This is a genomic window from Dactylosporangium sp. NPDC048998 (assembly GCF_043197855.1).
Classification (GTDB): domain Bacteria; phylum Actinomycetota; class Actinomycetes; order Mycobacteriales; family Micromonosporaceae; genus Dactylosporangium.
Map to the genome: position 1 here is coordinate 163,297 of NZ_JBICTV010000002.1, position 18,129 is coordinate 181,425.

Annotated in this window: 18 protein-coding genes; 7 read left to right on the forward strand and 11 right to left on the reverse strand. The window is 70.0% G+C overall.

Features of this window, described 5'->3' with window-relative positions; translation table 11 throughout:
* The first annotated feature begins 36 nt into the window (after window positions 1-36).
* Together ACGFI8_RS04765 and ACGFI8_RS04770 are read left to right on the forward strand one after the other, a co-directional pair.
* Window positions 37-447, forward strand: coding sequence for a YciI family protein (locus ACGFI8_RS04765; RefSeq protein ID WP_392800039.1), 411 nt, complete (start codon window positions 37-39; stop codon window positions 445-447).
* A complete protein-coding gene (locus tag ACGFI8_RS04770) occupies window positions 444-1,598 on the forward strand; it encodes an RNA polymerase sigma factor (RefSeq protein WP_392800041.1) in 1,155 nt (384 codons plus the stop codon). The genes ACGFI8_RS04765 and ACGFI8_RS04770 overlap by 4 nt, the downstream gene beginning before the upstream one ends.
* Here the strand turns inward: ACGFI8_RS04770 and ACGFI8_RS04775 are convergent.
* Window positions 1,587-2,279 (reverse strand): TetR/AcrR family transcriptional regulator, encoded by a 693-nt coding sequence (locus tag ACGFI8_RS04775; RefSeq protein ID WP_392800044.1) that lies wholly within the window; start codon window positions 2,277-2,279, stop codon window positions 1,587-1,589. The two genes, ACGFI8_RS04770 and ACGFI8_RS04775, sit on opposite strands and share 12 nt — an antisense overlap.
* A 116-nt stretch (window positions 2,280-2,395) precedes the next feature.
* Here ACGFI8_RS04775 and ACGFI8_RS04780 point away from each other — a divergent pair, with 116 nt between their 5' ends.
* The gene (locus tag ACGFI8_RS04780; protein WP_392800047.1) at window positions 2,396-3,238 is read left to right on the forward strand and encodes an NAD-dependent epimerase; all 843 of its coding nucleotides are present in this window, start codon (window positions 2,396-2,398) and stop codon (window positions 3,236-3,238) included.
* 202 nt (window positions 3,239-3,440) lie between these two features.
* Here ACGFI8_RS04780 and glpX read toward each other — a convergent pair whose 3' ends face one another.
* Entirely contained in the window at window positions 3,441-4,427 is a 987-nt protein-coding gene (gene glpX, locus ACGFI8_RS04785; RefSeq protein WP_392800050.1) for a class II fructose-bisphosphatase, read from the reverse strand.
* A 105-nt stretch (window positions 4,428-4,532) separates the two neighbouring features.
* On the opposite strand from glpX, the gene ACGFI8_RS04790 reads away from it, so the two are divergent.
* Entirely contained in the window at window positions 4,533-5,060 is a 528-nt protein-coding gene (locus ACGFI8_RS04790; RefSeq protein WP_392800052.1) for a DUF4245 domain-containing protein, read from the forward strand.
* On the opposite strand, the gene ACGFI8_RS04795 is transcribed toward ACGFI8_RS04790, so the two are convergent.
* The 7 genes from ACGFI8_RS04795 to ACGFI8_RS04825 all read right to left on the reverse strand — a co-directional run bounded on the left by ACGFI8_RS04795 (window position 4,999) and on the right by ACGFI8_RS04825 (window position 13,505).
* Window positions 4,999-5,520 (reverse strand): hypothetical protein, encoded by a 522-nt coding sequence (locus ACGFI8_RS04795; protein ID WP_392800055.1) that lies wholly within the window; start codon window positions 5,518-5,520, stop codon window positions 4,999-5,001. The genes ACGFI8_RS04790 and ACGFI8_RS04795 overlap by 62 nt on opposite strands.
* 54 nt (window positions 5,521-5,574) lie before the next feature.
* Complete coding sequence (locus ACGFI8_RS04800) at window positions 5,575-6,543, reverse strand: NAD(P)/FAD-dependent oxidoreductase (protein ID WP_392800057.1); 969 nt, start codon at window positions 6,541-6,543, stop codon at window positions 5,575-5,577.
* Window positions 6,544-6,553: 10 nt separating this feature from the next.
* Window positions 6,554-7,207, reverse strand: a complete 654-nt coding sequence (locus ACGFI8_RS04805; RefSeq protein WP_392801181.1) for a rhomboid family intramembrane serine protease — start codon at window positions 7,205-7,207, stop codon at window positions 6,554-6,556.
* 83 nt (window positions 7,208-7,290) lie between these two features.
* Window positions 7,291-7,995 (reverse strand): lytic transglycosylase domain-containing protein, encoded by a 705-nt coding sequence (locus ACGFI8_RS04810; protein ID WP_392800060.1) that lies wholly within the window; start codon window positions 7,993-7,995, stop codon window positions 7,291-7,293.
* A gap of 230 nt (window positions 7,996-8,225) precedes the next feature.
* Window positions 8,226-9,506, reverse strand: a complete 1,281-nt coding sequence (locus tag ACGFI8_RS04815; RefSeq protein WP_392801184.1) for a PhoH family protein — start codon at window positions 9,504-9,506, stop codon at window positions 8,226-8,228.
* A gap of 1,272 nt (window positions 9,507-10,778) precedes the next feature.
* On the reverse strand, window positions 10,779-11,549 hold the full coding sequence (locus tag ACGFI8_RS04820; RefSeq protein ID WP_392800062.1) for an isoprenyl transferase: 771 nt from the start codon (window positions 11,547-11,549) through the stop codon (window positions 10,779-10,781).
* Between the two features lie 129 nt (window positions 11,550-11,678).
* The gene (locus ACGFI8_RS04825; RefSeq protein ID WP_392800064.1) at window positions 11,679-13,505 is read right to left on the reverse strand and encodes a phosphoenolpyruvate carboxykinase (GTP); all 1,827 of its coding nucleotides are present in this window, start codon (window positions 13,503-13,505) and stop codon (window positions 11,679-11,681) included.
* A gap of 260 nt (window positions 13,506-13,765) precedes the next feature.
* Between ACGFI8_RS04825 and ACGFI8_RS04830 the strand changes: the two genes are divergently transcribed.
* Both ACGFI8_RS04830 and ACGFI8_RS04835 read left to right on the forward strand, forming a co-directional pair.
* Window positions 13,766-14,251: a GtrA family protein gene (locus ACGFI8_RS04830; RefSeq protein ID WP_392800067.1), complete on the forward strand. Its 486-nt coding sequence runs from the start codon at window positions 13,766-13,768 to the stop codon at window positions 14,249-14,251.
* Window positions 14,252-14,313: 62 nt separating this feature from the next.
* Window positions 14,314-14,949 carry a GtrA family protein gene (locus ACGFI8_RS04835; protein ID WP_392800070.1) on the forward strand — a complete coding sequence of 212 codons (636 nt, stop codon included), beginning with the start codon at window positions 14,314-14,316 and terminating at the stop codon, window positions 14,947-14,949.
* 21 nt (window positions 14,950-14,970) lie between these two features.
* Here ACGFI8_RS04835 and ACGFI8_RS04840 read toward each other — a convergent pair whose 3' ends face one another.
* The gene (locus tag ACGFI8_RS04840; RefSeq protein ID WP_392800073.1) at window positions 14,971-15,510 is read right to left on the reverse strand and encodes a PH domain-containing protein; all 540 of its coding nucleotides are present in this window, start codon (window positions 15,508-15,510) and stop codon (window positions 14,971-14,973) included.
* Window positions 15,511-15,592: 82 nt separating this feature from the next.
* A complete protein-coding gene (locus ACGFI8_RS04845) occupies window positions 15,593-16,492 on the reverse strand; it encodes a biotin--[acetyl-CoA-carboxylase] ligase (protein WP_392801186.1) in 900 nt (299 codons plus the stop codon).
* A 34-nt stretch (window positions 16,493-16,526) separates the two neighbouring features.
* On the opposite strand from ACGFI8_RS04845, the gene ACGFI8_RS04850 reads away from it, so the two are divergent.
* Window positions 16,527-18,122, forward strand: a complete 1,596-nt coding sequence (locus ACGFI8_RS04850; RefSeq protein ID WP_392800075.1) for an acyl-CoA carboxylase subunit beta — start codon at window positions 16,527-16,529, stop codon at window positions 18,120-18,122.
* Window positions 18,123-18,129: the final 7 nt, after the last annotated feature.

Sequence of the window (18,129 nt, forward strand, 5' to 3'; positions counted from 1 at the left end):
GCCACAATGGTCGCGTCGCGCCGAAGGAGGACACTCATGGCCAAGTACCTGCTGCTCAAGCACTACCGCGGCGGACCGGCTCCCGTCGTCGACTTCGACCCGATGGACCGGTGGACGCCGACGGACATCGACGCGCACGTGCAGTACATGCGCGACTTCGCGGCCAGGTTGGAGGGCACGGGCGAATACGTGGACGAACAGGCGTTGTCCCCGGAGGGGACGTTCGTCCGTTACGGCGGCAAGGGTCGGCCGCCGGTCACCGACGGCCCGTTCGCGGAGACCAAGGACCTGATCGCCGGGTGGATGGTGATCGACGTGGAGACGTACGAGCGAGCCGTCGAGCTGGCGGGCGAACTCTCGGCCGCGCCTGGCCCGGACGGCAAGCCGATCTACGAATGGCTCGAGGTGCGTCCGTTCCTGACCGCCGCGCCTACTGTCGCGGAGTGAACGAAACCCTGCTGCGGGATCTGATTCCCGCGGTCACCGGTGTCCTCGTCCGTCGTGGAGGCGACTTCGCGACGGCCGAGGACGCCGTGCAGGAGGCGTTGATCCGGGCGCTGGCGACGTGGCCGACGGACCCGCCGGCGGATCCGACGGGTTGGCTGATCACGGTCGCCTGGCGGAAGTTCTTGGACGCGACCAGGGCGGAGAGCGCCCGGCACGCCCGCGAGGCCCGGGTCGAGGCCGAGCCGCCGCCGGGCCCGACCGAGGACAGGGACGACACCCTGCGGCTCTACTTCCTGTGCGCTCACCCGTCGCTCACCCCGGCATCCGCTGTGGCGCTCACGCTGCGGGCGGTGGGCGGCCTGACGACGCGGCAGATCGCGCAGGCGTACCTGGTGCCCGAGGCAACCATGGCCCAGCGCATCAGCCGGGCCAAGCGCACCGTCTCGGATGTGCGCTTCGACGAGCCCGGTGACCTGGCCACCGTCCTGCGGGTGCTCTATCTGGTCTTCAACGAGGGCTACAGCGGCGAGGTCGACCTCGCCGACGAGGCGATCCGGCTGACCCGGCAGGTGACCTCGATGACCGACGACGAGGAGGCGTCCGGCCTGCTCGCGCTGATGCTGCTGCACCATGCGCGCCGCGCCGCGCGTACGACACCCGACGGCGCGCTCGTCCCACTGGCGAAGCAGGACCGGTCCCGGTGGGACACGCTGCTGATCGCCGAGGGAGTTGCGATCCTGCAGCAGGCGCTGGCGCGCGACCGGCTCGGCGAATACCAGGCGCAGGCCGCGATCGCAGCCCTGCACGCCGACGCACGGACGGCGGATGAGACCGACTGGGTGCAGATCGTGGAGTGGTACGACGAACTCGACCGTCTCACCGACAACTCCGTCGTACGTCTGAACCGTGCCGTCGCGGTGGGTGAGGCGGACGGGGTACAGGCCGGTCTGGCCGCCCTGGCACACGTGGATCCGACGGTTCCCAGATACACGGCGGTGGAGGCGTACCTTCGGGAGCGGGCCGGCGACCTCCCGCTCGCGGCTCGGCTGTACAGGGACGCGGCCCGCGTCGCCACCAACCTCGCCGAGCGCGACCACCTCACCCGACAGGCGGCGCGCCTGAACGACGTGTTGCGATCCTCAGGTGGGTAGGCCTATGTAGCGGGCGTGGGCTCGCATCTGGTGGGCGAAGAACTCGTCGCGGTGGTTGATCGTGTTGCGCAGCTGGCCGAAGAGCTCGAAGCTCACCTGGCCGAACAGGGCCACCCAGGCGGACAGGCCGCGCACCATCGTGGTGGGTGGCACGTCCGGGGCGATCGCCTCGCTGATCCGGGCCACGTCCTCGGCCGAGGCCGGCGGTAGCGGCGGATCGTCGTTCGGGGCCAGCGCGCCGGCGACGGCCGCGTCCTGCAGGATGCCGCCGAGCACGCGGACCCCGCGGGTGGCCGGGGCGACCGTGTCCTCCGGGGCCCGATAGCCGGGGACCGGGCTGCCGTAGATGAGCGCGTACTCGTGCGGCCGCGCCAGAGCCCAGTCGCGTACCGCGCCGGCTACCGCGAGCCAGCGGTCGGTGTACGCGTCCCGTGGTACCGCTGCCTCGGCCTCTTCGGCGAAGCCGCCCAGCGCGTTGTATGCGTCCAGGATCAGGGCGGTGAGCAGTTCGTCGCGGCTGGCGAAGTACCGGTAGATCGCCGAGCTCACCACGCCCAGGTCCCGGGCCACGGCGCGCAGCGAGAGGTTCGCGCCGTCGGTGGCCAGGTGGCGGCGGGCGATCTCCTTGATCTCGTCGGTCATCTCCGCCCGGACGCGGGCCCTGATCGAGTTCGCCTTCATGTGGCCATCATTACACACGCTCCGATTCGAGAGCACTGCTCTTGTCGGCGACGTGGCGTCGCCCTATGCTCTGTATCGAGAGCAATGCTCTCCAATTAGAGCATGAGGAGGCTGCCATGCAGGTCGTCGTCGGGGCCGGGTCGGTCGGTACCGCCATCGCGCTGCGCGTCGCGGAGACCGGCGAGGAGGTGCGCGTCGTCACGCGCGGCGGCGACGGGGCCGCGCTGCTGCGGGTCGCGAAGGGCGCGAGCGTGATCTACAACTGCGCCAACCCGGCGTACTACGCCTGGCCGACCGCCTGGCCGCCCATCGCCGACGCACTGCTGCGGGCCGCCGAGGCCAACGACGCGGTACTGGCGCTCACCGGGAACCTGTACGGGTACGGGCCGGTCGACCGGCCGATGACCGAGGACATGCCGCTGGCCGCCACCACCGTCAAGGGGCGGGTCCGGGCGAAGATGTGGCAGGACGCGCTGGCCTCGGGCGTCCGCGCGTTCGAGGTGCGCTCCTCGGACTGGATCGGGCCGCGGTACTCCCTGATCGAGCAGGCCCTGCCGGCCATGCGCCAGGGCAGGACCGCCTGGCTGCCGGCGCCGCTGGACGTGCCGCACACCTACACGTACACGGCCGACGCGGCCCGCACGCTCGTCGAGCTGGCGAAGGACGAGCGGGCCTGGGGCCGGGCCTGGCACACGCCGTCGCCGGCGCCGACGACCGCACGGCGGCTGCTCACCCGGGTGGCCGAGCTCGCCGGGCTGGCCGCGCCGCGGCTGCGCGCCTATCCGCTGGTGGCGGTGCAGGGGGCGGCGCTGTTCGACAAGATGGCCAAGGAGTTCCTGGAGATCCGGTACCAGCACGCGCGGCCGTTCGTCATGGACTCCTCGCGGGTGACCGGGGAGTTCGGCCTGACCGCGACGCCGCTGGACGAGGCCATCCGCGAGACGCTGCGAAGCGCCTGAATACCCCGGCGGGCGAAAAGTCGGAAATGTCGGCCGGAGGCCCGACATTTCCGGAAATGTAACGCCTGCACGGACGGGTCGGTGTCGGCGGACGGCCGGGACACAAAGCGCGGGCGACCGGCCGGGGTGCGCCACGCTGGAAGCGCCACGCCGACCCGTCCGGTCCACCAATCGCAGACGCGCCCGTCCCGTGCGTGCGCGGTCAGGAAAAGTCGACGAGCGAGTACGCGCGCAGCTTCTCTAGGCGGTGGAACGAGTCGATCCAGCGGATCGTTCCCGAGCGCGACCGCATCACGATCGACTGGGTGTAGGCGCCGCCCGAGCGGTACCGCACGCCCTTGAGCAGGTCGCCGCTGGTCACGCCCGTCGCGCAGAAGAACATGTTGTCGCCGCTGACCAGGTCGTCGGTGTGCAGCACGCGCGAGAGGTCGTGGCCCGCGGCGATCGCCTTCTCCCGCTCGGCGTCGTCGCGCGGCCACAGCTTCGCCTGGATCGCCCCGCCCATGCACTTGAGCGCCACGGCGGCGACGATGCCCTCCGGGGTGCCGCCGATGCCCATGAGCACGTCGGTCTCGCTGACCTCCCGGGCCGCGCTGATCGCCCCCGCGATGTCGCCGTCGGAAATGAAGCGGATCCGGGCCCCGGTGTGCCGGACCTGCTGGACGAGCTCCTGGTGGCGCGGCCGGTCCAGAATGCAGACGGTGAGCTCGGAGACGCTGGAGCGCTTCACCTTGGCGATCCGGCGCAGGTTCTCCTCGACCCCCGCGTCGATGTCTACCACGTCGGCGCAGTCCGGGCCGACGGCGAGCTTCTCCATGTAGAACACCGCGGAGGGGTCGAACATCGCGCCCCGCTCGGCCACCGCGAGCACGGCCAGGGCGTTGGGCATGCCCTTGCTCATGAGGGTGGTGCCGTCGATCGGGTCGACCGCCACGTCGACCTCGGGGCCGGTGCCGTCGCCGACGCTCTCGCCGTTGTAGAGCATCGGCGCGTTGTCCTTCTCGCCTTCGCCGATCACCACCGTGCCGCGCATGGGCAGCGAGTTGATCAGCAGGCGCATGGCGTCGACGGCCGCGCCGTCGCCGCCGTTCTTGTCACCCCGGCCGACCCAGCGGCCGGCGGCCATCGCGGCCGCCTCGGTGACCCGTACGAGGTCGAGGGCCAGGTTCCGGTCCATCTCACGATTCATTCGTGCACTCCTCGCGCGTCGTTGCGTGGGTGTGTTCGGTAACACAAAACTCCGTCAAGCAATCCTGACAGGCGCCCGGTCCGCATCGCCTGTCAAGATGGATGCGTGGCGACTCCGACACAGCAGACCCGCGAGACCAAGACCCGCCGGCCGCGGGACATGGCGCTGTCCATGCTGGTCCTGATCGTGCCGGTATTCCTCATCGTCGGCTTCTACCGCTTCCTCGGGCACGACGCGCCACCCATGGTCGACACGACCGAGGTCTACGGCTCGGTCCAGCGCGCGGGGCAGTTCGAGCTGCTCAAGCCGGAAGGGCTGCCGAGCGGCTGGCGGATCTCCTCAGCGACATACACCGACGGCATCCTCCGCCTCGGGGTGACCGCACCGGATGACGGCGCCCTGCAGCTGGTGGAAAGCGCCAAGCCCACGGCGGAGCTCGTGCCGGCGATCATCGGCAAGGACGCCCGCGACGACGGCGCGGTCACCATCGCCGGCCAGCAGTGGCAGCGCCTGTCGCAGGGGCGTCCGGGCGAGCGCGCGATCATGCAGACCGGCGGCAGCCGCACGGTGATCATCGTGGGCCAGGCGAAGGAGAGCCAGCTGGAGCAGCTGGCGGGGAGCCTGCGAGCGTAGGCCGAGCCCTCACGGCGGCCCGGTGGCCCCGGTGGCCAGGCCGCGCGCGAGCACGGCGAAGTAGTGCTCGCCGGCCCCCGGGCGCGGCGGTCAGGATCAGGCCCAGCAGTCCGCGGCCCCGCCAGGCGGCCTGGGCGTCGGCGACGCCGGAGTCGGGCACCGCCACGACGTAGTCGACGGACACGGCGCCAGGCAGCCACAGCTGCCCCAGCGGCTGGGTCACCGTGGCGAAGGAGGTGGCCTCCAGCGCCGGGAGGGCCTCCAGGGCGCCCGCGACGAGCTGCAGGGCGTCGACGTACCGCTGCGCGGCTGAGGCGACCGCGTCCTGCGCGGCGGCGGTGCGCCGGTCCAGGGCCTGGGCCGCGCCGTCGCGCTCCACGCGGTGCATGAGCAGGCCGGCGCCGCCGGACACCAGCATGCCCAGGAGCACCACGCCGAGGACCTGCAGACGGACGCCCACCACGCCTTCTCACATCGGCGATGCGCACCGGTGGTTGGGGAGTTGCGGCCGGGTTCAGCCGTTGTCGCTGGAGTGTCCCGGGAAGAGGTGCGCCGCGGGGTCGATGATCACGGCGGCGTTGTTGACGGCGGTGGCCGCCTCGCCGAAGCCGACCGCGATGAGGCGGACCTTCCCGTTGTACTCGCTGATGTCCCCGGCGGCGAAGACCCTCGGCAGGTTGGTGGCCGTCGTGGAGTCGACCCGGATGTGGCGCTTGTCGAGCTCCAGGCCCCAGTCGGCGAGCGGGCCGAGGTCGGCGGTGAAGCCGAGCGCGGCCACGACCGTGTCCGCCGGGAGGGTGCGCGCCTCGCCGCCGCGGGCCACCACCTCGACCGCCGAGACCCGCCCGTCACCGAGCAGCTTGGTGACCTCGGCGTTGACCACGATCTCGACCGGCAGCGCCTGCACCCGGGAGACGGTGGAGGCGTGCGCGCGGAACTTGTCGCGGCGGTGCACCAGCGTCACCGACTTCGCGATCGGCTGCAGCGCCAGCGCCCAGTCGAAGGCGGAGTCGCCGCCGCCGACGATGACGACGTCGTGCCCGGCCAGCTCGGCCAGGTGGGGTACGAAGAAGACGAGTCCCTCGCCGTGGAAGCCCTCGGCGGCGGGCAGCGGGCGGGCGGTGAAGCTGCCCAGGCCGCCGGTGATGAGCACCGCCCCGCAGTGCAGCGACCGCCCGTCGGACAGCGTGAGCACGGGCCGGTCATCCGCATAGGACAACCCCTCGGCGCGTACCCCCAACACGTACTCGGGGTTGAACTGCGCTGCCTGCTCGACGAGGTTGGCGACCAGATCACGGCCGCGGATGCCGGGGAAACCGGCGACGTCGAAGATCATCTTTTCCGGGTACATCGCCGTGACCTGGCCGCCCGGCTCGGGCAGCGCGTCGATCACGGCGGTGGACAGCCCACGAAATCCCGCGTAATAGGCGGCGAACAGCCCCGCCGGTCCCGCGCCCACAATGGCGAGGTCGACTTCCCGCATGCGGCAGACGCTACGACAGGTCCGGCCCGAGGGCCAGTGTATCGACGTGTTCGACCGGTTTCGGGCGGCGCCGGCGGAACAGGATCGCGGCGACGAGCCCGCCGATGAACCCGAACAGGTGACCCTGCCAGGAGATGTCCGGATCGCCGGGGAGCACGCCGACGAGCTGCCATCCGTAGAGGAGCCCGATCAGCAGGCCGACCGCGATGTGCCACCAGCTGCGCTCGACCACGCCACGCATGAGGATGACGCCGAGGTACCCGAAAATCACCCCGCTGGCGCCGACCACCACACTGTTGCCGTCGCCGGTGAACCACACCCCGACGCCGGCGACGATCGCGATGAACACCGTGGTGAGCCAGAAGCGAGAGGCGCCCGCGGCCAGCACGAACGTGCCCAGCAGGATCAGCGGGACGCTGTTGGCCAGCACGTGGTCGAAGCTGACGTGCAGAAACGGCGAGAAGACGATGCCGTCGAGGCCGTCGAGGTGGTGGGGACGGATGCCGCCCTCCTGGTCCAGGCGGTGCCCGGACAGGATGTCGAGGTACTCGATGAGGAACAGCACCGGGACGAAGGCGCACATGGCCACGAACGCGCGGCCGATGGAGGCGTAGAAGGCCTCCGTGCCGAAGCGCGTCGGGTCGGACTGCCGCTCAGAGTCGATCGCCACGTCACCGTGGTAGCAGGTACACGCGAGCGCCGCCACACATAGGTGCGACGGCGCTCGCGTTTGCCCGGAGTGCCCGTTTAATACCAGCCGGTCGACTGACTGTGCGACCAGGCGCCGCAGGGCGTGTTGTACCGGCCCTTGATGTAGTTCAGGCCCCAGCGGATCTGCGTCTCGGGGTTGGTCTTCCAGTCCGCGCCGACGCTGGCCATCTTGCTGCCGGGCAGGGCCTGCGGGATGCCGTACGCGCCGCTGCTCTTGTTCGCGGCGCTGACGTTCCAGTGGCTTTCCCTGTCCCACAGCTTCTCGAGGCACGGCATCTGGTCGAGCCCGAAGCCGTAGCCCACGAGCACCGCGCAGCCGATCTTCTTGTTGCCCGAGTAGGCGTCGCACGAGCTGGGGACCGGATACTTCGGGGGCGAGTTCGTCGGCGGCGCGGTCGTGGTGCGCTGGTTCGACCGGCTCGCCGCCTCCTCGGCCTTCTTGCGGGCCTCGTCGTCGGCCGCCTTGGCCTGCACCGAAGCGTCGGAAGCGGCGTCCTTGGCCTTGGCCAGGGCGTCGGCCTCGTCGGCGTTGGCCGGCGGGCGCGACGCCGACGGCGTCGCGGACGACGAGGAGAGCGGATACGCGGCGCCGGCGGCCTTGACCGAGTTCGCGGGCGCGTCGTGCTGGGTCTGCAGGCCGGCAATCACGAGCCCGCCCACCAGTCCCGCGAGGATCACGAGGGCGAACACAGCTCGGATGGTGCCGACCCGGTGCCACAGCCGGATCACGAAGTCATCCATTCGTCGGGGACAGGGACACGGCGCCGCCCCCTCGCGGGGGGACCGGGTCCGGACGGGCTGTGACCCATCCGGACCCTTACGCACCGTGAGCGCCTGATGCCGACTTGCCTGGCGTCATGCGCTCGAGACCCACCATCGCCTAGTGCATTCGCGGGTGAGAACCCAAACGCTACCTTCTGTGATTCTAATCACTGGGCAATTCGGACGCATTCCCTCAAGTCCGGCCGCCGCTAGCGCTCGAACGGCAGGTCTTCCAACAGATCCGTGACGACCTCCGCGATCGGAGAACGCTCCGAACGGGTGAGGGTGACATGTGCGAAGAGCGGATGGCCCTTCAGCGCCTCAATCACCGCGGCGATACCGTCGTGCCGACCGACCCGGAGGTTGTCACGCTGCGCAACATCGTGGGTGAGCACCACCCGCGAGTTGCTGCCGATGCGCGACAGCACGGTCAGCAGCACGCCCCGCTCGAGCGACTGCGCCTCATCGACGATCACGAAGGCGTCGTGCAGGCTCCGGCCGCGGATGTGGGTCAGCGGCAGCACCTCGAGCATGCCCCGGCCCGCGACCTCCTCCATCACGTTGTCGTGCACGAGCGCGCCGAGCGTGTCGAACACGGCCTGCGCCCACGGCGACATCTTCTCGGCCTCGCTGCCGGGCAGGTATCCCAGCTCCTGGCCGCCGACCGCGTACAGCGGCCGGAAGACGATGACCTTCTTGTGCTTGCGCCGCTCCATGACCGCCTCGAGGCCGGCGCAGAGCGCGAGCGCCGACTTGCCGGTGCCGGCTCGCCCGCCGAGCGACACGATGCCGACCGAGTCGTCCAGCAGCAGGTCGAGCGCGACACGCTGCTCCGCCGAACGCCCCCTGACGCCGAACGCCTCGCGGTCGCCGCGCACCAGCCGCACCGACTTGTCGGTGCCGACGCGCCCCAGCGCCGAGCCGTTGGGCGAGGAGAGCACCAGGCCGGTGTGCACGGGCAGGTCCCCGGCGCCGTCGAGGTCGACGGCCTCCCCGGCGTACAACCGCTTGACGTCGGCCTCGCTGACGCCCAGCTCGACCATGCCGGTCCAGCTGTGATCGGCGGCCGGCCCGGGCTGGTACTCGTCGGCCGCCAGGCCCACCGAGCCCGCCTTCACCCGCAGCGGCATGTCCTTCGTGACCAGCAGGACGTCCCTGCCCTCGGCCTGCATCGCGAGCGCGACGGCGAGAATGCGCGCGTCGTCGGTGTCGGCCCGGAACCCGGCCGGTAGCACGTGCTGGTCGGCGTGGTTGAGCTCGACGCGCAGAGTGCCCCCGGTGTCGGTCAGCGGCAGCGGCTCGTCCAGCCGGCCGTGCTTGGCCCGCAGCTCGTCGAGGAAGCGCAGCGAGCGCCGCGCGAAGTAGCCCAGCTCGGGGTGGTGCCGCTTACCCTCCAACTCAGAGATGACGACCAGGGGCAGGACCACGTCGTGCTCGCCGAAGCGCAGGAAGGCGCCCGGATCGGACAGGAGGACGGAGGTGTCGAGCACGAAGGTGCGCCGGGCGGGAACGGGGGCCTCCTCGGCCTTCTTGCGAGTGCGGCGAACAGCCTTGACGGGCTGCTGGTCCGACGCTGGCGCCGGCTCCGAGGAGGATGCGGAGGATGCTGAGGGACTACGGCGAACGGTCACGGGATCTCCGGGGGCGGGCACCTCGCCGCCCGCACTCGCGTCCTCCGACGCCCGCACGGGGTCGGGTGCTTGGCCCCGTGGCTTCACATGCGTTCGCTCGGTCCGGGCCTCGGATGGCGGGGAAAACCCCCACCACAGCAATGACGCTATCGGGTACCGGCAAAATCCACTAGATCGTGACCGTGATTCCCAGCCGATCAGGCCCGAACGCCCTGCGAACCCGGCGTCGCCGGCTTCCATGGCCGGCGATGTCCATCGATAAGTCGGACACTCCGTGCCGCGACTTATCCCATTTTTCGCCTGTCAGGGTATAAATCGGATTTAGCGTAACCGTCAATCGGGTCGTCAGCATCCCGAGAAGCCCGCTTCGGGCAGCGCTGACCAACCTCGCCAGGACCGGCCAGCACAACGTTTCCGCGATCATGCAGCAACCGCCCGGCTTTCCATGATCACGGAGTGGACACGTACAAGGAGCAGCGCTACTCCGTGATGAGTCGAAAATAGGCTGCGGGGTGGGGTCGAAGCGGGACGGGAGAGGGCAGTCGCCGTTGCCGTGCCGGCCGTCCGGGATGGCGCAGGATCACGTGTAAAAGATGGCTGCGATCACAGCCATTTTTTACACAGTCCCCAGCAGCAGGTCGGGCATCAGGCGCTCCACGGCGTCGAGGTCGTGCACCCGGCGGATCTCGGTGATCGGGCCGGACTCGTTCACCGTCAGGAAGCTCGGCCAGGCGGAACGTCTTGCCGGACGGGGTGCGGTCGTAGATCGGGGCGGCGCGGCGCTCGATCGCCGTCCGGGAGAAGACCGCGATCGAGTCCAGGGCCGCGGGGTGGGGTCGAAGTCGGACGGGGGGAGGGCATTTTCGGCCATCCTGGATAGTCGGCACGGCAACGGTGGATCATGACGAACCCGCCCACCGCGGTCGCCGAGTACATGATCACAGAGACTTGCCCGCGGGCTGGTGCCGCCAGCCAATTGGCGGTCGTTCTTCCATTGATAAGTCGGGCGCTGCGCGCCACGACTTATCGCATTTTTCGCCTGTCGGGGTATAAGTCGGATAAATCTGGACACGAAGTGTCTGGATTTATCCGGATTGAGACCTGTCTTTGGCGCGAATGGCCGGCGCGGAGTCAGGCGCCGTAGCGGCGCTGGCGGTTGGCGTAGGAGCGCAGCGCACGCAGGAAGTCGGTGCGGCGGAAGCTCGGCCAATGTACGTCGCAGAAGTAGAACTCCGAATGGGCGCTCTGCCAGAGCAGGAAGCCCGACAGGCGCTGCTCGCCCGAGGTGCGGATGACCAGGTCCGGGTCGGGCAGGCCGCGCGTGTACAGATGATCGGAGATGTGGTCGACGTCCAGGATCTCGGCGAGCTCCTCGATCGTCGTGCCGGCCTTGGCGTGCTCGTGCAGCAGCGAGCGGACCGCGTCGGCGATCTCGCGGCGGCCGCCGTAGCCCACGGCCAGGCTGACCTGAGCGCCGCCGGTGCGGTCGACCGTCTTCTCCTGGGCCGCCTTGAGGGCCTGGGCGCTGGAGCTCGGCAGCAGGTCGAGCGCGCCGACGATCCGAAGTTCCCACGGGTTGCGCTCGGCGGCCAGGTCGGCGGCGAGGCTCTCGATGATCTGCAGCAGCGGGTCGAGCTCCTGCGCCGGGCGGGAGAGATTGTCGGTGGAGAGCAGCCAGAGCGTGACGTGCTTGACCGCGGCGCCGTCGCACCAGCGCAGCAGTTCCTTGATCCGCTCGGCGCCGACGCGGTGGCCGTCGTTGGGATCGACGTACCCCATCTCGCGCGCCCAGCGGCGGTTGCCGTCGACGATCACCCCGACGTGGTGCGGCGTCGGCTTGCCGAGCAGCCTCCGGGCGAGACGCTTCTCGTACAGCGAATAAACCACGTGACGCAAACCCACGGCAGAGAAGACTAGCGACCTACCGGGCGAAACAACACCGCTAGCCGGGGACCGGACAGTACCGAATCTGTAAACGCAGCGGCGGCCGGTCACCCGGGGGACCGGCCGCTCACCTGCGGTTATGGGAAATTACGCGGCGCCGAGACGAGCACGGAGCGCATCGAGTTCGGCCCAGAGAACACCGGGCAACTTCTCGCCGAACTTCTCGAACCACGCCGCGATCTGGGGCAGCTCCTCGCGCCACTCGGCCGGGTCGACGTGGAGCACCGCGGCCAGGTCTTCCGCGGAGATGTCGAGGCCCGACACGTCGAGCGAGCCGGGCACCGGCACCGCCCCGATCGGGGTCTCCACGGCCTCGGCGGTGCCCTCGATCCGCTCGACGACCCACTTGAGCACCCGGGAGTTCTCGCCGAACCCGGGCCAGAGGAATCGGCCGTCCTCGCCGCGGCGGAACCAGTTCACGTAGAAGATCCGCGGGAGCTTGGAAGCGTCGCCGCCGGCGCCCTTGCCCATCTCGATCCAGTGTGCGAAGTAGTCGCCCCCGTGGTACCCGATGAACGGCAACATGGCCATCGGATCCCGGCGCACGACGCCGACCTGGCCGACCGCCGCGGCAGTGGTCTCGCTGGACAGCGTCGCGCCCAGGTAGACGCCGTGCACCCAGTCACGCGCCTCGGTGACCAGCGGGATGGTCGTCTTGCGGCGCCCGCCGAAGAGGATCGCGTCGATCGGCACGCCCCGCGGGTCGTCGTACTCCGGAGCCAGGATCGGGCACTGCTCGATCGGCGCGCAGAAGCGCGAGTTCGGGTGCGACGACAGCTCGCCGGACTCCGGCGTCCAGTCGGCCCCGTGCCAGTCGGTCAGGTGCGCGGGCGGCTCGCCCATGCCCTCCCACCAGATGTCGCCGTTGTCGGTGAGCGCCACGTTGGTGAAGATCGAGTTGCCCCGGGCGAGCGTGCGCATCGCGTTGGGGTTGGTCTTCCAGTCGGTGCCGGGCGCGACGCCGAACAGACCGAACTCCGGGTTGACCGCGTAGAGGCGGCCGTCCCTGCCGAAGCGCATCCAGGCGATGTCGTCGCCGAGCGTCTCGACCTTCCAGCCCGGCACCGTGGGCTCCAGCATCGCGAGGTTGGTCTTGCCGCACGCGCTCGGGAACGCCGCGGCAACGTACCTGACCGCGCCCGCCGGCGAGGTGAGCTTCAGGATGAGCATGTGCTCGGCGAGCCAGCCCTCGTCGCGCCCGATGACGCTCGCGATGCGCAGCGAGTAGCACTTCTTGCCGAGCAGCGAGTTGCCGCCGTAACCGGATCCGTAACTCCAGATCTCGCGGGTCTCGGGGAAGTGGGAGATGTACTTCGTGTCGCTGCACGGCCACGCCACGTCCTCGTCGCCAGGGGCCAGCGGCGCCCCGACGGAGTGCAGGCACGGCACGAACGGCGCGTCGGCGCCCATGCGCTCGACCACCGCGGTGCCCATCCGGGTCATGATCCGCATCGACGCGACCACGTAGGGCGAGTCGGTGAGCTCGACGCCGAACATCGGGTTCTCGGCGGTCAGCGGGCCCATGCAGAACGGGATGACGTACATCGTGCGGCCGCGCATACAGCCGTCGTACAGCTCGGTCATGCGCCGCTTCATCTCGTCCGGCGCCATCCAGTTGTTGGTCGGCCCCGCGTCGGCCTCGTCGACCGAGCAGATGAACGTGCGCTCCTCGACCCGGGCCACGTCCGACGGGTCGGTGCGGGCCCAGAACGAGTTCGGGCGGGCGGCCAGGCGGACCAAGGCCCCGCTGTCCACCAGCTCGTCGGTGATGCGGCTCCACTCCTGCTCGGAGCCGTCGCACCAGACCACCCGCTCGGGTCTGGTGAGCTCGGCGACCTCACGGACCCAGGCGAGTAGCCGGGGATGGGCGGTCGGCGCCTGATCTAGGCCGGGCACGGTAACCGGGGCAGACATGTGGAGACTCCTCGTGGTCGGCGTTGACCTGGGGTGCATCGGAGGGGTGCGCGAAGCGCGGCGCGCGATGGGGCAAGCGCGTCGTGAAATCCAACCGATTTGTCTCAGCCTAAGCCGGTCGGCCGGGCACAGCACCGCGAGAGCTTGTGAAACGCTGCACAAACTCCGGAGAAGTTCGCGGCCGTTCGCAGAAAATCGCGCGAACTTTTCGCCCAGCGCGCACCATTGCGCAAACCGTCCGGTGCCTTACCCTGTCGAAGGTGACGGACCTGAAGTCGGCGCCCCAGCCATCGCTGCGCACGCGCCTCTACGAGCGCTTCGAGAGCCTGGTCCGCGAGGTCGGCAAGTTCGGCACGATCGGCGCCGTCTCGTTCGTCGTGGACACGGTCGTGTTCAACCTGCTCTTCGGTCACATCAACTCGCTGGTCGCCGGCGCGGTCTCGATGACGGTCGCGGCGACGGTGGCATTCATCGGCAACCGCTTCTGGACGTGGCGCGACCGGGTGCGCACGGATCTGCGCCGCGAATACGCACTGTATTTCCTCTTCAACCTCTGCGGATTGTTCATCGCGCTCACGTGCCTGTGGGTGAGCCACTACGGGTTCGGGCTCACCTCGCGCCTGGCCGACAACGTGTCGAAGAACGGGATTGGCCTGGTCCTGGGCACTGCGTTCCGGTTCTGGTCCTACCGGCAGATCGTGTTCCGCAAGCCGGCGGCCGAGCCTGCGGGTGAAACCGCCGGGTGACCTGGCTTGCACTCACCCAGCGAGAGCGAGCGGCGCCTGGTCGCTTACCGTAAGGTTGGCCGGTGCGCTTCGCCAGGAGTCTTCGCGACCGTTTCATCCCCGAGCGGTATCGCTCCCTCGCGACCGAACTGTTCCGGTTCGCGGCCGTCGGTGGGGTCAACACGATCATCGACTTCGCTCTGGTCAACGCGCTGCTGTTCATCGGCCCGCTGAAGGCCAAGATCGTCTCCGCGGTCGTCGCGACGACCGTCTCCTACGTGCTGAACCGGCAGTGGACCTATCAGGACCGGGACCGCAGCAGCGTGCGCCGCGAATACGTGCTGTTCTTCGCGCTCAACGGGGTTGGCCTGCTCCTCCAGGAGGCCGTCCTGGCCGTGGCCAAGTATGGCCTGCACTTCAGCGAGTCCAACCCGGGCGACCGGCTGGCCTTCAACATCGCCAACGCGGCCGGCATCGCGCTCGCCATGATCTTCCGCTTCTGGGCGTACCGCACGTTCGTCTTCACCTCGGCCACCCCGGCGCGCACCGCCGAGGAGCGCGAGATCGAGGCCCTCGAGGTGGCCTTCTCCGACACCGCCGCCATCGCCCCGGACGAGCGACAGATGGAGCGGCTCGAGGCGGCGTTCTCCGACGCGGCCGCGCCGCCCGCGCCCCGTCAGCCGGCCGAGGAGCTGGAGACCCCCGCCGCGAAGCGCTGAGGCGGGGGCCCGCCGCAAAGCTCAGTCGTGCTTGATCTCCTTGACGAGCGCCTCGCGGTCGTCGTCGCCGAAGGTGTGCTTCTGCCGGTCCGCGTCGACCAGCTCGTACAGCGTGCTCTGGGTCTTCTCGACGTGCGGCAGGTCGGTCAGCTGCACCTGACCCCGCTCACCGGCCGACTCGATCGTCAGCGTGCCGCAGCCGAGCATCCGCTCGAACAGCGAGTGTGAGAACGACACGTCGTTGATCCGGCCCAGCGGGATGTCCCGGCCGCTGCGCGAGAAGACGCCGCTGCGCATGATCACCCGCTCGTTGGTGAAGACGTAGTGCGTGGTCTTCCACTTGATCCACGGCCACACGGTGACCACCAGCAGCACCACGAGCGCCACGCCGGCCAGGATCAGCAGTACGATCGCGTTCCAGCTGGTAAAGATCGCCGCCGCCGCGACCGCGGCCACGGCCAGGACGGCCCAGACCACCGGCAGGAACAGCGCCTTCCAGTGGGGGTGCAGGTGCAGCACCACCTGCTCGTCCTTGGTCAGGACGCTTTCCGGGAACCCCACGCCAACCCCTCCTCGTTCATGAATGTCGGAGGTGAGGCTAGACCCTGGCCGCCACCCGGCGGCATTGACTACCCGGCCGTATCTATTCGGGTTTTTCCAATTTGGCGTGGACGACATCCCCGGCGGCGACCGCGCGCACGGTGCCGAACCGGTCGGTGACCTGGAGCCGGCCGTCACCGTCGACGCCCGCGGCCAGGCCCTCCAGTTCGTCGCCGCCGGGCAGCTGGACGCGCACGCGGCGGCCGATGGTGCCGCAGTGGAAGACGTACGCCTCGCGCAGCCCCGACGCCTCCGGGTCGCCCTTGTGCTCGGTGAAGCGCGCGTACCACTCCGCGGTCGCGCGCAGCAGCGCCCGCAGCAGCGGGTCCCGGTCGGTGCTCACCGCACCGCCGAGCGCGAGCGAGGTGGCGTCCGGGCGGGGCAGTTCGTCCTCGCGCAGCGTCGTGTTGAGCCCGATGCCGATGACCACGGCGCCGTCGCCGGCCGCCTCGGCGAGGATGCCGGCGGTCTTGCGGTCTACGCCCAGTCCGGCTCGCTGGCTTTGCGCGGGCGACCCGGACCGGGCGCCCCGCAGCAGCAGGTCGTTGGGCCACTTCAGGTAGGCGTCGATGCGGGCCACCCGGCGCACGGCCTCGGCCAGCGCGACCCCGGCCAGCAGCGGCAGCCACCCGAGCCGGGCCAGCGGCACCTGCGGGCGCAGCAGCAGGCTCAGCGACAGGCCGGCGCGGGCCGGGGACTGCCACTGCCGGCCCAGGCGGCCGCGGCCCGCGGTCTGCCGCTCGGCGACGATCACCAGGCCCTCGGGCGCGCCGTCACGGGCCGCGGCCGCCACATCGGCGTTGGTCGAGCCGGTCTCGTCGACGACGCGCAGGTCGGTCCAGAATCCGCCGGGGACGACCAGCGCGCGGCGCAGCGCGGCCTGGTGCAGCGGCGGGCGGTCCAGATCCGAGTACGCGGCGTTCGAGGAGGCGCCGGTGGAAATGTTCACAGGTCGACCCTATGTCGGCGCGATTACGATGCCGAGAGTGACCATTGAGCAGGCTGGTGTCGGCGCTGACATTCACACGACGGCCGGAAAACTCGCGGATCTCGTGCGCCGCACGGACGAGGCGGTCCACGCGGGCTCGGCCCGCGCCGTGGAGAAGCAGCACGCGCGCGGCAAGAAGACCGCCCGCGAGCGCATCGACCTGCTGCTCGACCCCGGGTCGTTCGTCGAGCTCGACGAGCTGGCCCGGCACCGGTCCACGAACTTCGGCCTGGAGGAGACCCGGCCCTACGGCGACGGCGTCCTCACCGGCTACGGCACCGTCGACGGCCGCCAGGTGTGCGTGTTCGCGCAGGACTTCACCGTCTTCGGCGGCAGCCTCGGCGAGGTCTTCGGCGAGAAGATCGTCAAGGTCATGGACCTCGCGATGAAGATCGGCTGCCCGATCGTCGGCATCAACGACTCCGGCGGCGCGCGCATCCAGGAGGGCGTCGTCTCCCTGGGGCTGTACGGCGAGATCTTCTTCCGCAACGTCCGCGCCTCGGGCGTCATCCCGCAGATCTCGCTCATCATGGGCCCGTGCGCGGGCGGCGCGGTGTACTCCCCCGCCGTCACCGACTTCACCGTCATGGTCGACAAGACCTCGCACATGTTCATCACCGGCCCGGACGTGATCAAGACCGTCACCGGCGAGGACATCGAGTTCGAGGAGCTCGGCGGGGCGCGCACGCACAACACCAAGTCGGGCAACGCCCACTACCTCGCCGCCGACGAGGACGACGCGATCGACTACGTGCGCGCGCTGCTGTCCTACCTGCCGTCCAACAACATGGACGACGCGCCCGTCGTGCCCGCCCCGGCGCCGCTGGAGGTCACCGAGGAGGACCTGGCGCTCGACTCCGTCATCCCGGACTCGGCGAACCAGCCGTACGACATCAAAACGGTCATCGAGGGGATCGTCGAGGACTTTCTCGAGGTCCAGCCGTTGTTCGCGCAGAACATCGTCGTGGGCTTCGGCCGCGTCGAGGGCCACCCGGTCGGGGTCGTGGCCAACCAGCCGATGCACTTCGCCGGCTGCCTGGACATCGACGCCTCGGAGAAGGCGGCCCGGTTCGTGCGCACCTGCGACGCGTTCAACATCCCGATCCTGACGTTCGTCGACGTGCCCGGTTTCCTGCCCGGCGCCAGCCAGGAGTGGGACGGCATCATCCGCCGCGGCGCAAAGTTGATCTTCGCTTATGCCGAGGCGACGGTACCGAAGGTCACGGTCATCACCCGCAAGGCCTACGGCGGCGCGTACGACGTCATGGGCTCCAAGCACCTCGGCGCCGACCTCAACTTCGCCTGGCCGACGGCGCAGATCGCGGTGATGGGCGCCCAGGGCGCGGTCAACATCCTGTACCGCCAGGAGCTGCGCAACGCCCAGGACCCGGCCACCCGGCGCGCGGAGCTGATTCAGCAGTACGAGGACACGCTGGCCAACCCGTACGTGGCGGCCGAGCGCGGCTACGTCGACGGCGTCATCCCCCCGTCGACCACGCGGATCGAGATCGTCCGGGCGCTGCGCCTGCTGCGCACCAAGCGCGAGACCCTGCCCCCGAAGAAGCATGGCAACATCCCGCTGTAGCACCACC

Coding starts and splice junctions, on each gene's coding strand:
- ACGFI8_RS04810 (WP_392800060.1), bottom strand. CDS start 7,995: ATGGATGACTTCGTGATCCGGCTGTGGCACCGGGTCGGCACCATCCGA.
- ACGFI8_RS04765 (WP_392800039.1), top strand. CDS start 37: ATGGCCAAGTACCTGCTGCTCAAGCACTACCGCGGCGGACCGGCTCCC.
- ACGFI8_RS04850 (WP_392800075.1), top strand. CDS start 16,527: ATGCCGAGAGTGACCATTGAGCAGGCTGGTGTCGGCGCTGACATTCAC.
- ACGFI8_RS04800 (WP_392800057.1), bottom strand. CDS start 6,543: ATGCGGGAAGTCGACCTCGCCATTGTGGGCGCGGGACCGGCGGGGCTG.
- ACGFI8_RS04780 (WP_392800047.1), top strand. CDS start 2,396: ATGCAGGTCGTCGTCGGGGCCGGGTCGGTCGGTACCGCCATCGCGCTG.
- glpX (WP_392800050.1), bottom strand. CDS start 4,427: ATGAATCGTGAGATGGACCGGAACCTGGCCCTCGACCTCGTACGGGTC.
- ACGFI8_RS04825 (WP_392800064.1), bottom strand. CDS start 13,505: ATGTCTGCCCCGGTTACCGTGCCCGGCCTAGATCAGGCGCCGACCGCC.
- ACGFI8_RS04775 (WP_392800044.1), bottom strand. CDS start 2,279: ATGAAGGCGAACTCGATCAGGGCCCGCGTCCGGGCGGAGATGACCGAC.